Below are 15,008 nucleotides of genomic sequence, written 5' to 3' on the forward strand. Positions count from 1 at the left end.
TTCAAGCCCTGCGATGTTATCTGGCACGGGTTTGCCGCCCGATGCCCAGTAGCCTCGCCTTCCATGGGTTCCTATGAGGATGCGACCCGAGAGCGCGTCCTCATCTACGACGGCGCCTTCGGCACCTATGTCCAAGAGCAGCCCCTGAGCGCCGACGACTTCGGCGGCCCCGACTTGGAAGGCTGCAACGAACTCTTGTGCTTGACCCGGCCCGAGCTCATAGCCGAGATGCACGACCTGTATCTGGGCTTGGGGGTGGACGCAGTGGAAACCGCCACCTTCGGGGCCTTCGCCGTGCCGCTGGCCGAGTACGGCATCGCCGATCAGGCCTATGAGATCAACCTGGCCGCGGCCCGCATCGCCAAGGAAGCAGCACAGGGCCATGCCTCAGATGGGCGGCCCCGGTGGGTGGCCGGATCGGTGGGGCCGGGCACCAAGCTGGCCTCGCTCGGCCAGATCCGCTACGCCGAGCTGCGCGACGCCTTCGAGATCCAGGCCCGGGGCCTGCTCGACGGCGGGGTCGACCTGTTCGTCATCGAGACCCAGTTCGACTTGCTCGGCGCCAAAGCGGCCATCAACGGATGCCGCCGGGCCATGGCCGCGGCGGGACGAGAAGTGCCGTTGCAAGTGCAGGTCACCATCGAGATGACCGGCCGGATGCTGCCCGGCACCGAGATCGGCGCCGCGCTGGTGGCGCTGGCTCCCCTGAGTCCGGCGGTGTTCGGATTGAACTGCGCCACCGGCCCGGCCGAGATGGGCGAGCACCTGCGGGTGCTGTCTGAGCAGTGCCCGATGCCGGTGGCCTGCATCCCCAACGCCGGGCTCCCCCAAGTGGTGGACGGCCGCATGCACTACGACGTCGGCCCCGACGAGTTCGCCGGCTATCTGGCTCGGTACGTCACCGAACTGGGGGTGAGCGTGATAGGCGGTTGCTGCGGCACCACCCCCGATCACCTGCGGGCCGTGATCGAACGCTGTGCCGACCTCGCTCCCGGGCCCCGGCCCGGCGAGCTGCCCCCGTCGGCCACCTCGATTTATACCGCGGTGCCCTTCGCCCAAGACACTTCGTTTCTCATCGTGGGCGAGCGCACCAACGCCAACGGCTCCCGCAAGTTCCGCGACGCCATGCTGGAGGCCGACTGGGATGGCTGCCTCCAGATCGCCCGCGACCAGGTGGGCGAGGGGGCCCACCTGTTGGATCTGTGCGTCGACTACGTGGGCCGCGACGGGGCCGCCGACATGGACGAACTGGCCCGGCGGTTCGCCACCGGAGTGGCCGCCCCCCTGGTGCTGGATTCCACCGAGCCCGACGTGATGCAGGCCGGGCTGGAGTGGATCGGCGGCCGGGCCGTGCTCAACTCGGCCAACCTGGAAGACGGCGAGGCAGAGGGGTCGCGCCTCGATCGGGTGCTGTCGCTGGCCCGAGAATACGGCGCTGCGGTGGTGTGTTTGCTCATCGACGAGGAGGGCCAGGCCCGCGATCTGGAGTGGAAGATGCGGGTGGCCCACCGCCTGTATCGCCTGGCTACAGAGCGCTACGGGCTGGCCCCGTCCGATCTGATTTTTGACGCCCTGACCTTCCCGCTGTCCACCGGCGACGACAACCTGCGCAAAGACGGCCTGGCCACCATCGAGGCCATCCGCCGGATAAAGGCCGAGCTGCCCGGCGCCCACACCACGCTGGGGGTGTCCAACGTGTCGTTCGGGCTGAGGCCCGCTGCCCGCCACGTGCTCAATTCCATGTTCCTGCATGAGTGCCTCGACGCCGGGCTCGACTCCGCCATCGTCCACGCCGGGCGGATCATCCCGCTGAACCGGGTGGATCCCCGCCATCGCGACGTGTGCTTGGATCTGATCTACGACCGGAGGGGCCCGGCCGGAATCGCTTCGGAGGGCCGAGCCGACTACGACCCGCTGACAGAGTTGCTGGCCGCATTCGAGAACGTGACCGCCGCAGCCGCCGTCGATGAGGATCGCTCCGGCTGGCCGGTCGAGCAACGGCTGGAGCGGCGCATCATCGATGGCGAGCGAGATGGCCTGGAAAGCGATCTGGACGAGGCCCTGGCCGGTGCCCCGGCGCTGGACATCGTCAACCACACGCTGCTGGCCGGGATGAAGGTGGTGGGCGAGCTGTTCGCCTCCGGTGAGATGCAGCTGCCGTTCGTGCTCCAGTCGGCCGAGACTATGAAGGCTGCGGTCTCGTATCTGGAGCCCCATATGGAGAGCGCCGACGACACCGGGGGCAAGGGCCGAATCGTGCTGGCCACCGTGAAGGGCGACGTTCACGACATCGGCAAGAACTTGGTGGACATCATCTTGACCAACAACGGCTATGAGGTTCACAACCTGGGCATCAAGGTGTCGATCAGCGAAATGATCGACCGGGTGTCAGAGGTGGACGCCCACGCCATCGGCATGAGCGGGCTCTTGGTGAAGAGCACGCTCATCATGCGCGACAACCTGGAGGAGCTGAACACCAGAGACCTCCACCACCTCCCGGTCCTGCTGGGAGGTGCGGCTTTGACCCGCACCTATGTGGAGCGGGACATGAGGGAGACCTACCGGGGCCGGGTGTTCTACGGCAAGGACGCCTTCGAGGGCCTAGCGGTGATGGACCGGCTGGGCGAGCTGCGCCGCACCGGGGTTGACGACCCCGAGTTCGGTCGCCGCCCCGGGGGGCGCGACCTGCCCCGCCGCCCGCGCCGCGACGCGGCCAGCGGGGTGGGCGACGAACTGCCCGAACGAGCTCCTTCGGTGGCGGCAGACAACCCGGTGTTCGAACCCCCGTTTGTGGGCGCCCGGGTGGTCAAGGGCGTCCCGGTGGCCGACATCGCCGAGTACGTGAACGAGACCGCCCTGTTCCGCAACCAATGGCAGTTCCGCCCCACCGACGGCGAAGACGACGCCGCTTTCAAAGAGCGCATCCGCCCCACCATGCGCGAGCAGCTCACCTCGGCCACCGCCCAGGGCCTGCTGGTGCCCCAGGTGGTGTACGGCTACTTCCCGGTCAACGGCAGCGGCGACGACCTGGTGGTGTGGGACAACCCCGGACGAACTGCCGAGATCTGCCGCTTCCGGTATCCCCGCCAGCGCAAAGACCCATTCCTGTGCATCGCCGACTTCTTCCGCCCGGCCGCCGGTGACGAGGTGGACTACGCCGCCTTTCATATCGTGACCATGGGCGCCGAGGTTTCCAAGGCGGCCGCCAAGCTGTTCGCCGACAACCGCTACCAGGACTACCTGCTGCTGCACGGCCTCGGGGTGGAGATGGCCGAGGCTCTCGCCGAGTACTGGCACCATCGCATCCGCACCGATTGGGGCTTCGCCGAAGAGGACGGCCCCACCCTGGCAGGCCTGTTCCGCCAGCAGTACCGAGGCGGCCGCTACTCCTGGGGCTACCCCGCCTGCCCCGACCTCGAGGACAACCTCACCGTTGCCCAACTCCTCGAAGCCCACCGCATCGGCATCGAAGTCGGCGAGGAAACCAGCTATCAATACCAGCCCGAGCAAACCACCTCCGCCCTCATCTGCCACCACCCCCAAGCCAAGTACTTCGTCGCCCGCTAAGTGGTATCGAGCAGAACTCGGGCCACTAGGTCCATCCCAAACCCGGTCAGAATCCCCAAATATAAGAGCCCCGTAGCCGCCATTACCGCGGAGTAGAACCGCTCTCGCAGCGCCGCCCGGGCCAAGATCACCAGCCCTGCCGTCGTCACTGCACACGCGGCCCAGAACCAGCCCAAAAGCCCGTTGTAGCCGTCGTCGATCGTTCCGCTGAGGACCGAGGCCATACCAGTGGGCCAAAGCATCACCACCAGTTCGGGAAGCCATAGCAGCCCGGTCCAGCGGACCAACTCCAACAGGGGGCCCCGGGCCAAACCTGGCTGCACCAGATACCAGTGGCCCAAGAGCATGGCGTCGGTGACCGCTCCCAAGAAGAACGCTCCGATCACGGTCCGGGCCACCGCCAACGCGGCGGGATCGCCGGCATCCAGCCCTCCGGCCACCACGCCGACCAAACCCACCACCGGCGCAATCAGATCCAACACCGGAGGGAACTCCCGCAGGCTGCGATCGAAGCGTTGCTCTTCTCGGTCTATGCCGGTCATGGCTGCGATTTCGGCACTACGCCGTTCCACACGCTCCCGCTGGCCGCTCACTCCAGCCCCCCGCCGGATGATCGACATCGTCAGCGCCAAGACGGCGGCCGCGGCGGTCGCTGCCGCTGTCCAGTCCCGCACCGCCAGCGGGTCGGTTGCGAATCCCAGCCAGGCCCCACCTGCGGCCATGACCCCGAAAATGCTGCGCATGAGCCACCCGTAGCCCAACCCGGCCTCCCGCCGCCGGGTGGTGAGCCAGGTGAACGCCAAACCCCCGACGGCCAATTGCAATAGGAGCGTGGCCGGTTGAAGTTCGATCACGCGTCGATCACGGCCAGGCGGTGATCCGTGGTGGTGAGGTTGTCGGGGCCATCTGAAGCAGCCACCACAATGTCCTCCAGCCGCAATCCCCAACGACCGGCAAGATATATGCCGGGCTCGATGGAGAAGGCGTGGCCGGCGCGCAACTCCACAGTGTTGCCCTCCACAATGTAGGGGTCCTCGTGGGCCTCGGCACCGATGCCGTGGCCGGTGCGGTGGATGAAGTTGTCGCCGAATCCGGCCTCGGCGATCATGGCCCGCCCCACCCGGTCGACCTCCTGACAGGGCTGGCCGACCACCGCAGCGGTCACCTGGGCGGCTTGGGCCTCGAACAGCACGTCGTAGGCCTCGACCAAGTCGGCCGGCGGCTCGCCCAGGTGTACGCATCGGGTGATGTCGGAGCAGTACCCCACCCCGTCGGCATCGGCCATCGTCCCCCCGAAGTCGCACAGCACGACCTCGCCCGACTTGATCACCCGCTCTCCCGGCTCGTGGTGGGGGCTGGCCGCGTTCTCCCCTGCGGCCACGATGGCGAAGTTCACCCTCTGGTGACCCTCAGCCAACAGCCGCCGGCCCAACTCGGCCGACACATCGGCCTCGGTCCGCCCCGCCAACTCGATATCGCCCGAACGAAGGTCGACAGCCACTCGGTCGGCGGCGGCGGCCGCGGCCCGCAGCGACTCCACCTCAGCGGCGTCTTTCACCGAACGCAGCGGGCTGGTCACCTCCGATGCCCGGCGGAACTCGGCCCCGGGCAGCAGGCGGGCCAAGTCCACCAGAAATCCGGCCCACATGTGGTCGCCCACAGCTATCACCGAGGCCGAGCCGATGAACGACCGGGCCAACGCGATGGGGTCGTCGGTCTCATCCCACACCGCCATATCGAACACGCCGGGCCGCTCTATCACCCGAGGGGCCTCCAGCCGGGGCACAATTAGCCGGGCGTCGCCGTCGCGGGGCACCACCAGCATGGTCAATCGCTCCAGGGGCATGGCCTCATAGCCGCAGAAGTAGGGCAGGTCGGCCCCGACGGAGAGCAACAGCATGTCTACCTGCTGTTCGGCCATGAGACGCCGTACCCGATCGATCCGCGGCTGGAACACCGACAACAAACTATCCCCCGGTGCCCACTCCAACTCCGACTGAAGCCGACGCAGCCTGAGTGCCCGCTCCTGCACCGACTGAAGGCCCCACAGCCCCGGCGCCCACTCCTACTCCGACTGAAGCCGACACAGCCTGGGCGTGGGCGTGTTGGGCGTGGTGGGAGCTGCGGGTCAGGGGGCTGGCCTCCACGTGGGCGATGCCCAGCGACTGGCCGATGGCCTGGAATTGCTCAAATTGGTCGGGCGGCACCCATCGGGCCACTGGCAGGTGATGGGTGGTGGGCCGTAGATACTGGCCCACGGTCACGATGTCGGCGCCCACCGCGGCAAGATCGGCCATGGTCTGGGCCACCTCGTCGTCGGTCTCCCCCATGCCGACGATGATCGACGACTTGGTGGTGAGCCCTGCGGCCTTGGCCCGGGCCAGCACGGCGAGGCTGCGGGCATAGCCTGCCGACGGTCGCACCACCCGCTGGAGCCGGGCCACCGTCTCGATGTTGTGGTTCAACACGTCGGGCTCAGCGCCGAATATCACGGCCAGCGCCTCGGGATCCCCCTTGCAGTCGGGAATGAGTACCTCGACTCGCACATCAGGGCTGCGCTGGCGAATGGCCGCCGCCGCCGCCGCGAACCCAGCGGCGCCCCCGTCGGGCAGGTCGTCGCGGGCCACTGCGGTGATCACCGCGTAATCCAACCCCATAGCCTCCACCGCGTCGGCCACTCGCTCGGGCTCAGCCGGGTCTAGGGGTTCGGGGCGCCGAGTGTCCACCAGGCAGAACCCGCAGGCCCGGGTGCAGCGCTCGCCGTTGATCATGAATGTGGCCGTGCCCTCATTCCAGCATTCGTAGATGTTGGGGCAGCCGGCCTCCTCGCACACCGTCACCAAGTCCCGGCTGTGCAGCACCGACCGCAGCCTTCGGAACTCGGGGCCGGTTCGCAACGGCACCCGCATCCACTCGGGCTTGCGCCCGTTGATGGCCAGCCCATCGGTCAGCCCCGCCTCGTCCATGCGAGATTGAAGGCGAACTGGTCGACCGGGCACCTCGCCCGGTCCCAGACCTCGGCTGAACGGGCTCAGCTCCTCTGGCCGCCGGCGCCAAGCCACGTCGGCCCGGTCCGCTCCTCCGGCGCCCCAGCGGTCGGCGGCCCGGGCGGCCACCGCGTCCACCACGTCCTGCATGGTGGCTCTGCGCCCCTCGGCCGTCAGGGAGGTGACTGCCTTGTCGGGGATCCCGCAGGGCACGATGCGGCCAAACCACTCCAAGTCGCAGTCCACGTTCAGCGCGAAACCATGCATCGTCCGAGTGCGGTTTAGGCGCACCCCTATGGCCGCGATCTTGCGGGGGTTCTCGCCGTCGGGGTCCACCCACACTCCGGGGTAGTCGCTCAGCCGACCGCAGCCGGGCAGGCCCAGGTCGCCCAATGCGTCGATCACCAACTGCTCCACCGAGCGGACGTAGGCCACCGTGTCGGCCATGCCTCCGCCCCGCTTGCCGGGCACGGTCATCACCGAATAGCCCACGAGCTGGCCGGGGCCGTGGTAGGTGACGTCGCCGCCCCGGTTGGTGTACACCACCTCGGCGCCCACCTCGGCCGGATCCACCAGGATGTTGGCCTCGTCGCCCCGCAAACCCAGGGTGAACACATGGGGATGCTCCAGCAGCAGCAGGTAGTTGCCGCTGCGCTCGAACATGGCCTCCTGGCAGGCGTGGGCGTCCCGGTACGGCACCCGCCCCAGCCATCGGACGCGAAGGCTCATTTCATGCTCACGGCATCTCGGCGTGCCAGTCGCGGGTCTCGATGATCGACCGCACATGGTCCAAGAACGCGGCCACGTAGGCCCCGTCGAAGGCCCGATGGTCCCAGGCCAGGGCCAGCACTCCCACCGAGTGGATGGCGATGGCCTCGCCACCGTCCTCGGAGGTTACGACCACGGGGCGGCGGCGGATGCCGTCGGTGGACAAGATGGCCACCTGGGGCTGGTTGATGATCGGGAACTGCATCATCGTGCCCCACTGGCCGGGGTTGGTGATGGTGAACGTGCCCCCGGAGATCTCATCGGCGTTCAGCTTCTTGGCCCGAGCCCGCCGCGACAGGTCGGCCACCTCCTCGGCGATCGGCACCAGCCGCTTGCGGTCGGCATCGACCACCACCGGCGCCAGGAGCCCTTGGAAGTCGAGGTCCACCGCGATGGCCAGATTGATGTAGTTGTGAACCACCAACTCGCCCTCGCCCACCGTGGCGTTGATGTGGGGATAGGAGTGGAGGGCATCGCACACCGCCCGGGCGATGAACGGCAGATAGGTCAGGCTGAAGCCGCGGTCGGCTTTGAACGCCTCCCGGTGGGCCCGGCGCACCTGCTCCACCCCTTCGAAGTCGACCTCCACCGCGGTAAGCACGTGGGGCGACACCGACTTGGACCGCACCATGTGCTCTCCGGTGATGCGGCGGATGTTGCTCAACGGGACGATCGTGTCTCGCCCGGCTGTGGGTGGCGGGCCAGGCGGCGCGGGCGGAGCAGGCCGAGCAGCGGGAGTCGGCGGAGCAGCCTGGCCGCCGGCCGAGCGGCTCTGAGCGATGAAGGCCTCCACATCGGAGCGGGTAATGCGCCCGCCATTGCCGGTGCCGGTGATCTGGGCAGGGTCGAGTCCGTGCTCCGAGATGAGCCGGCGCACCACCGGCGACAAGACGATGCCCTCTGAGGCGGCTGGGGCACCGGGCGCAGATTCGAGGGCAGGGTCGGGAGCAGGGGCGGGCTGAGGCTCTGCCGCCGGCTCAACCGGCGCGGGCGCGGGCGCAGGGGCGGGCTCGACGACAGCCCCGTCCTCGCTCAGGATGGCGATTACCTCGCCAACCTCCACCGTGTCGCCCTCTGCGGCCACGATCTCCACCAGCACTCCGGAGATGGGGGAAGGAACCTCGGAATCCACTTTGTCGGTGGACACCTCGAAGAGCGGCTCGTCTTCAGCCACCTCGTCGCCCACCTGCTTGAACCACTGGGTGATGGTCCCCTCCATCACGGTTTCACCTAGCTGCGGCATCTTGACCTCAGACATCAATCCTCCTCGTTCATTGTCGCCATGGTTGCTCAGCCCGCGTTGTCGCCTCTTGCCGTCGCCCCTCAGCCTGCATTGGCCTCAGTGCAGGGCCCGACCAGTGAGCGACAGCACTGATTCGCCGAACAGCTCGCTCATGGTGGGGTGGGGCTGAACGAATTCGGCGACTTCCGGCACAGTGGCCTCCCAATTCACCGCCAGATAACCCTGGCCGAGCTGCTCGGTCACCCACGGGCCCACCATGTGGACCCCGAGAATGCGCCCGGCAGGCCCATCATCGGAGCGTTCGGCGATCACCTTTACCAGCCCATCGGTCTCCCCCACGATCATGGCCCGCCCGTTGCCGATGAACCGGTGCGCCGAGGCAACCACGTCGAAACCGGCTTCTTTGGCCGACGCCTCGGTGTGGCCCACGAAGGCCACCTCGGGGTGGCAGTAGATGGCCCACGGCACGTTGGCGTAGTCGACCGGGGCCGGCGACTCCCCCAGCAAGTGCTTCACCGCCATGATGGCCTCGGCGAACGCCACGTGGGCTAGCTGCGGGGTGCGAACCACATCGCCCACCGCGTACACCCCCGCAAGGGAGGTTCTACAGAATTGGTCGACCGACACGTAGCCCCCTTCGTCCACCTCCACCCCGGCGGCGTCCAGTCCCAATCCGTCGGTAAAGGGGCGGCGGCCCACGCACACCACCACCGCGTCCACCTCCAGGGGGTCGCCGCCGTCTATCTCCAGTTCCACGCTGCTGCCGGTGTTGCGACAGCCGCTCACCGCCACTCCGGTCCGCACTTGGATCTTCCGCTTCTTGAACGCCCGGGTCAGCATCTTCACCACGTCGTCGTCGGCGCCCATCAGAATCCGGGGCAGCGCCTCCAGCACCGTCACCTCCGACCCCAGATCAGCCAGCAGCGAGGCGAACTCCAACCCGATGGCCCCGCCGCCGATGACCGCCGCCCGACCGGGCAGCTCGGAAACCGACAGCAGCTCGTCGCTGGTCATCACCCGTTCGCCGTCCACTTCGAACCCGGGCAGGCTGCGGGGCACCGACCCGGTGGCCAGGATCACGTGATCGGCAGTCACCGTCGCGGCCTCCGACTCTCCGCCCGATATCGACACCGACCGGTCGGGCCCGATCGCCCCCCATCCGTCCAACACCGTGACCTTGCGGCCCTCCAACAGGCTGCCCACCCCCTTGTGGAGCTGATCCACGATCTTCTGCTTGCGGGTTTGGGCCGCCCCCATGTCCACCGTCGGGGGGCCTGCGGAGATGCCGAACTGATCGGCGTGGGCCACGGTGCGGTACACCGCTGCCGTCTCCAACAGCTCTTTGGCCGGGATGCAGCCCACATGCAGACAGGTCCCGCCCAGCTTCTGCTTTTCCACCAGGGCGATGTCGAGACCGGCGGCGGCGCCGTACAACGCGGCGGCATAGCCGCCGGGCCCACCGCCCACCACCACCACGTCATGGCTGCTGCTCATGGCCCTCAGCCTATAGGCGGGTTGACTCCCCAGGATGAACGCGGCTCGAACGGCAATCCAACGAGGCGTCCCGTCGGGCCGGCCCCTGCTGCGAGCTCAGCGCAGGATGAGCACGGCTTGAACGGCGAATGCCACCAAGATGGCCGCTCCGCACAGGAGGGCCAGGAGTATCAGGCGCCGAGTGCTCACAACCCGCTCAGCGGTCGCGGCGCCGCCGGCGGCCCATGTACCAGCCAATGATCTCCGAGCACACCACGCTCAATGCAATGGTGATCAACAGCAGCAGGAACAGCGGCACATCCCAGTCCCATCCCAAGAAGTTGACCCGAATCTCATCGGTGTTCTGGGCAATGAACACAATCAGCGCCACGCCGGCCAGCGCGCCCAGCACCATCCGGGCATTGATCTGCCGGAGCACTTCGACGAACGACCGGGACTTCGGCCCGGGCTCCTCTGTGCCCTGGTGATCGAACGGCTGCCTGTGCTCGGACTCGGACATGGCCCCACGCTACCCGCCACCGATCCGCCACAGCGACTGTGAGGCCGCCTCTGACGCGTTCGGGCCTGATGCCTTCGGTGCGCCCCTACACTGGGCCACATGAGAATTGCCATTGCCGGAGCGTCGGGGCTGATCGGAACCGCGCTGGTCAGCCATCTCGGGTCTGCCGGGCATCAGGTGATCCGGCTGGTTCGCGATAGCACGGCTCGGGGCGAAGATGCCCGGTATTGGAACCCGGCCACCGGCGATATCGACGACGATGCCTTCGACGGGGTCAACGCGGTGGTCAACCTGGCCGGAGCGGGAATCGGCGAACGCCGCTGGAGCCAGCGCCGCAAGCGGGAGCTGCGCCTCAGCCGGGTGGACGCCACCGAGTTGCTGGTGGAGGCCATGGCCGCGGCCGACGACCCGCCCTCGGCGCTGGTGGCCGGCTCTGCGGTCGGCTTCTACGGCGACCGCGGCGACGATGTGCTCGACGAGCAATCGGGGCCCGGCACCGGGTTTCTGGCCACTCTGACCGCAGACTGGGAGGCGGCCGCCAATTCGGCCTCCAGCGCCGGCATCCGGGTGGCCCTGGCCCGCACCGGGCTGGTGGTGTCCGACAATGCCTCTTTCCTCACCCGAATGCTGCCCCTGTTCAAGCTGGGATTGGGCGGCCCGCTGGGCGATGGCCGGCAATGGTGGCCATGGATCGCGTTGGAGGACGAGGTGCGGGCCCTGGCCTTCCTGCTGGAGGCTGACATCGCCGGCCCAGTCAACCTCTGCTCCCCCAACCCAGCCACCAACCGGGAGTTCACCCGGGCGCTGGCCTCAGTGCTGCGCCGCCCCGCGGCCCTGCCCGTCCCCCGTTTCGGCCCCCGATTGCTGCTGGGCAAGGAATTGGCCGACGGACTCCTTTTTTCCAGCACCCGGGCCCATCCCACAGCTTTGGCCGACGCGGGCTTCCAGTTTCGCTTCCCCGACCTGCAACCTGTCTTGGAGGAAGCCCTGTCATGAGGGCTCGATTGATCAGTGGCAGCCGAGTGGTTCCCGCGCCCCCTGGAGAGATCTTGGCCCTGCTGGCCGATCCGTCCCGCCATCCTGAAATAGACGGCTCGGGAACGCGGATTACAGCAGGACCCGACTGCGCCAGCTCGTCATGATCGTACACACCCCCAAACGCCTCAAGGCCAGCATCGCCGCCACTCTGGACAACCTCGTTGAGAGATTCTCGCCTTGAGTCCTCAATCTCAGAACAGCGACTGCTCTTCGATCACGTCCTGGTTGTCGGCCGCTTCGGTGGCCAGGCGGTCAGCCTCGTCGTTCCACTGGTCGCCAGAGTGGCCCTTCACCCAGTGAAAGGCAATAGAACGGGCTTGAACCTGCTCGATGATCTGGGCCCACAAGTCTTGGTTGGCCACCGCCTTCTTTTCGCTGGTCCGCCAACCCCGGCGGATCCACCCCTCCCACCAGCGGTCCCGAAAGCAGTTGACCACATAGGTGGAGTCGCAGTACACCTCCAGAGGTCCTTCCAGCGCCCTCAGCGCCTCCAGCACCCCCATCAGCTCCATTCGATTGTTGGTGGTCTGGGGCGCCCCACCCGACCCGGACGGTCCGCCGGGCACCACCCAGCCCCACCCCCCCGGACCTGGGTTGCCCCTACAGGCCCCATCGGTATAGACCACTGTGGATCGATTGTGCTCAGTCACCTTCTCATGCTGGCACGATTGGCCCTGAGTTGAAAGCATGGTGCCGTGGCCGCGACTTTTTCCCACCAACTGCCCGACACTGATCCGGACGAGACTCGGGAGTGGCTGGACAGCCTCGACGCAGTGGTCAGCTCCTCTGGAGGCCAGCGAGGCCGATACCTGCTGCGCCAGCTCCTCGACCGGGCCGACGAGCTGGGCATGGGCCTCTCCGTCACGGTGCAGACGCCGTATGTGAATACCATCCCCACCGCCGACCAGCCGTTCTTCCCCGGCGATGAGTACATAGAGCGCCGGATCCGGGCATTCATCCGATGGAACGCGGCGGTGATGGTGGTCAAGGCCAACAAGCGGGCCGACGGCATCGGCGGCCACCTCTCCACCTTCGCCTCATCGGCCTCCCTCTATGAGGTGGGGTTCAACCACTTCTTCCGGGGCAAAGAGGACGGGCTTCCCGGCGATGCCGTCTACATCCAGGGCCATGCTGCGCCGGGCATTTACGCCCGGGCCTACCTGGAGGGCCGCCTGAGCGAGGAGCAGCTTGACAACTTCCGGATGGAGATCGGAGGCAACGGGCTGTCCAGCTACCCCCATCCCCGGCTCATGCCCGACTTCTGGGAATACCCCACGGTGTCGATGGGCCTGGGGGCGATCAACTCCATCTACCACGCCCGGTTCTACCGCTACCTGCACGACCGCCATATCGAGGACACCAGCGAGTCGAAGGTGTGGTGCTTCGTGGGCGACGGCGAGTGCGACGAGCCCGAGACCCTGGGGTCGATCTCGCTGGCCGGCCGGGCCAAGCTGGACAACCTCATCTGGGTGGTGAACTGCAACCTCCAGCGCCTCGACGGCCCGGTGCGGGGCAACGGCAAGATCATCCAGGAGTTGGAGGGCAACTTCCGGGGCTCGGGCTGGAACGTGATCAAGGTGATCTGGGGCTCGCGGTGGGACGAGCTGCTGGCCGCCGATGTCGACGGCGTGCTGCTGGAGAAGATGATGACCACCGTCGACGGCGAGTACCAGCGCTACGCCACCGAGACCGGCGCCTACATCCGGGAGAACTTCTTCGGACCCGATCCCCGACTGCGCAAGATGGTGGCCCACCTGAGCGACCGGGAGCTCGAAGAGCTGCCCCGCGGCGGCCACGACTATCTGAAGCTCCACGCCGCCTACAAGGCCGCCATCGAGGCTGCCGACCGGCCCACGGTGATCTTGGCCAAGACCATCAAGGGCTGGACCCTGGGCGAGGGACTTGAGGCCCGCAACGCCACCCACCAGATCAAGAAGATGACCACCGCCCAGCTCATGGATCTGCGCTCCCGGCTCCACCTGGAGGAGGAGGTTCCCGCTGAGGCCCTCCAAGACGACGCCAACCCCCCGTACTACAAGCCCTCGCCCGACTCGCCCGAATACCAGTACCTGATGGCCCGCCGCCGCGAGCTCGACGGGCCGCTGCCCACCCGGGTGGTGAACATCCGCCGGCCCGTCAAGCTACCCGACGACAAGCTGTTCACCGACTACGACGAGGGGTCTGACGGCCGCGAGGTGTCCACCACCATGGTGTTCACCCAGATGCTGCGCAACATGATGCGAGACGAGGACTTCGGGTCCCGGGTGGTGCCCATCGTCCCCGACGAGGCTCGCACCTTCGGCATGGACTCGCTGTTCCGGGAGTTCAAGATCTATGCCTCCGAGGGCCAGCTATACGAGCCGGTAGACCATGATCTGCTGTTGTCCTACGCCGAGGGGCAAGACGGCCAGCTACTGGAGGAGGGCATCACCGAGGCGGGGTCTTTAGCCTCGTGGACGGCGGCGGCCACCAGCTACGCCACCATGGGCGTGCCGATGGTGCCGTTCTACTCCTTCTATTCCATGTTCGGCTTCCAGCGGGTGGGCGACCTGATCTGGTCGGCCGCCGACTCCCGGGCCCGGGGCTTTTTGATGGGCGCCACCGCGGGGCGCACCACGTTGATGGGCGAGGGGTTGCAGCACCAGGACGGGCACAGCCACCTGCTGGCATCCACCGTGCCGGCCTGCTGCGCCTATGACCCGGCGTTCGCCTACGAACTGGGGGCCATTGTGCGGTCGGGGCTGCACCAGATGTACGGCAACGGCGGAGGCGAGGACGTCTTCTATTACATAACCATCTACAACGAGAACTACCGCCAACCCCGCCGAGCCGATTTCATCAGCGACGAGCACATCCTGTCGGGCCTTTACCAGTGGAACCACGCGCTCGACGACACCGAGCAACAGGCTTCGATCATCTTCTCGGGCACTGCCCACCAGGCCGCCAGAGACGCCCAGGCCGAGTTGGCCGAGCGCTACGGGATCGGGGTCGACCTGCTCAGCGCCCCCTCTTTCAAGGCGGCCCGCGAAGAGGCGCTGGCTGTGGAGCGGTGGAACCGTCTGCACCCCGACGAGGAACCCCGGGTGCCGATGGTCACCCGGCGGCTGGCCGGAGGCCGGGGCCCGGTGGTGGCGGTCACCGACTACATGACCATGGTGCCCGACCAGATCGCCCGGTGGATCCCCCGCCGCTTCACACCGCTGGGGGCCGACGGCTTCGGCCGCTCCGACACCCGAGAGTCGCTGCGCGGCTTCTTCGAGACCGACGCCCGCAGTGTGGCCTCCGCGGTGTTGAGCTCCCTGGCCGCCGAGGGCGACCTCGATGCCGCCGTGGCCAAGGACGCTGTCGTCCGCTACAACCTCGACCAGCCCCACTTCGACCCCACCGGTTAGCCAGTGCGGCCTGAGATACC

Annotated in this window: 10 protein-coding genes; 3 read left to right on the forward strand and 7 right to left on the reverse strand. The window is 67.6% G+C overall.

The annotated features are described in order from the left end of the window. Nucleotides 1–63 precede the first annotated feature (63 nt). Nucleotides 64–3,567: a methionine synthase gene (gene metH, locus ACOGXA_RS05590; protein ID WP_419926287.1), complete on the forward strand. Its 3,504-nt coding sequence runs from the start codon at nt 64–66 to the stop codon at nt 3,565–3,567. Here metH and ACOGXA_RS05595 read toward each other — a convergent pair. From ACOGXA_RS05595 to ACOGXA_RS05620, 6 genes are all read right to left on the reverse strand, one after another. Continuing rightward, nucleotides 3,564–4,421, reverse strand: a complete 858-nt coding sequence (locus tag ACOGXA_RS05595; protein ID WP_419926288.1) for a hypothetical protein — start codon at nt 4,419–4,421, stop codon at nt 3,564–3,566. The two genes, metH and ACOGXA_RS05595, sit on opposite strands and share 4 nt — an antisense overlap. Then, entirely contained in the window at nt 4,418–5,524 is a 1,107-nt protein-coding gene (locus ACOGXA_RS05600) for a M24 family metallopeptidase (RefSeq protein ID WP_419926289.1), read from the reverse strand. Before ACOGXA_RS05600 ends, ACOGXA_RS05595 begins: the two co-directional genes overlap by 4 nt. Before the next feature lie 10 nt (nt 5,525–5,534). Continuing rightward, nucleotides 5,535–7,283: a lipoyl synthase gene (gene lipA, locus ACOGXA_RS05605; RefSeq protein WP_419926290.1), complete on the reverse strand. Its 1,749-nt coding sequence runs from the start codon at nt 7,281–7,283 to the stop codon at nt 5,535–5,537. Nucleotides 7,284–7,290: 7 nt separating this feature from the next. Further along, on the reverse strand, nt 7,291–8,580 hold the full coding sequence (locus tag ACOGXA_RS05610) for a dihydrolipoamide acetyltransferase family protein (RefSeq protein ID WP_419926291.1): 1,290 nt from the start codon (nt 8,578–8,580) through the stop codon (nt 7,291–7,293). A gap of 81 nt (nt 8,581–8,661) precedes the next feature. Then, the gene (gene lpdA / locus ACOGXA_RS05615; RefSeq protein ID WP_419926292.1) at nt 8,662–10,059 is read right to left on the reverse strand and encodes a dihydrolipoyl dehydrogenase; all 1,398 of its coding nucleotides are present in this window, start codon (nt 10,057–10,059) and stop codon (nt 8,662–8,664) included. A 196-nt stretch (nt 10,060–10,255) separates the two neighbouring features. Beyond that, nucleotides 10,256–10,558 (reverse strand): lipopolysaccharide assembly protein LapA domain-containing protein, encoded by a 303-nt coding sequence (locus ACOGXA_RS05620; RefSeq protein ID WP_419926293.1) that lies wholly within the window; start codon nt 10,556–10,558, stop codon nt 10,256–10,258. A 99-nt stretch (nt 10,559–10,657) separates the two neighbouring features. Here ACOGXA_RS05620 and ACOGXA_RS05625 point away from each other — a divergent pair, with 99 nt between their 5' ends. Then, complete coding sequence (locus tag ACOGXA_RS05625) at nt 10,658–11,554, forward strand: TIGR01777 family oxidoreductase (RefSeq protein WP_419926294.1); 897 nt, start codon at nt 10,658–10,660, stop codon at nt 11,552–11,554. Between the two features lie 233 nt (nt 11,555–11,787). Here ACOGXA_RS05625 and ACOGXA_RS05630 read toward each other — a convergent pair whose 3' ends face one another. After that, nucleotides 11,788–12,246, reverse strand: coding sequence for a ribonuclease H family protein (locus tag ACOGXA_RS05630; RefSeq protein WP_419926295.1), 459 nt, complete (start codon nt 12,244–12,246; stop codon nt 11,788–11,790). A gap of 45 nt (nt 12,247–12,291) precedes the next feature. On the opposite strand from ACOGXA_RS05630, the gene aceE reads away from it, so the two are divergent. Continuing rightward, nucleotides 12,292–14,988, forward strand: coding sequence for a pyruvate dehydrogenase (acetyl-transferring), homodimeric type (aceE, locus tag ACOGXA_RS05635; protein ID WP_419926296.1), 2,697 nt, complete (start codon nt 12,292–12,294; stop codon nt 14,986–14,988). Nucleotides 14,989–15,008 lie beyond the last annotated feature (20 nt).

The organism is Candidatus Poriferisocius sp. (genome assembly GCF_965208475.1).
Taxonomy (GTDB): domain Bacteria; phylum Actinomycetota; class Acidimicrobiia; order Acidimicrobiales; family Bin134; genus Poriferisocius.

Bases quoted from the DNA above. Each gene is read 5' to 3' on its own strand.
- metH (WP_419926287.1), top strand. From the start codon at position 64: ATGGGTTCCTATGAGGATGCGACCCGAGAGCGCGTCCTCATCTACGAC.
- lipA (WP_419926290.1), bottom strand. From the start codon at position 7,283: ATGAGCCTTCGCGTCCGATGGCTGGGGCGGGTGCCGTACCGGGACGCC.
- ACOGXA_RS05610 (WP_419926291.1), bottom strand. From the start codon at position 8,580: ATGTCTGAGGTCAAGATGCCGCAGCTAGGTGAAACCGTGATGGAGGGG.
- lpdA (WP_419926292.1), bottom strand. From the start codon at position 10,059: ATGAGCAGCAGCCATGACGTGGTGGTGGTGGGCGGTGGGCCCGGCGGC.
- ACOGXA_RS05620 (WP_419926293.1), bottom strand. From the start codon at position 10,558: ATGTCCGAGTCCGAGCACAGGCAGCCGTTCGATCACCAGGGCACAGAG.
- ACOGXA_RS05625 (WP_419926294.1), top strand. From the start codon at position 10,658: ATGAGAATTGCCATTGCCGGAGCGTCGGGGCTGATCGGAACCGCGCTG.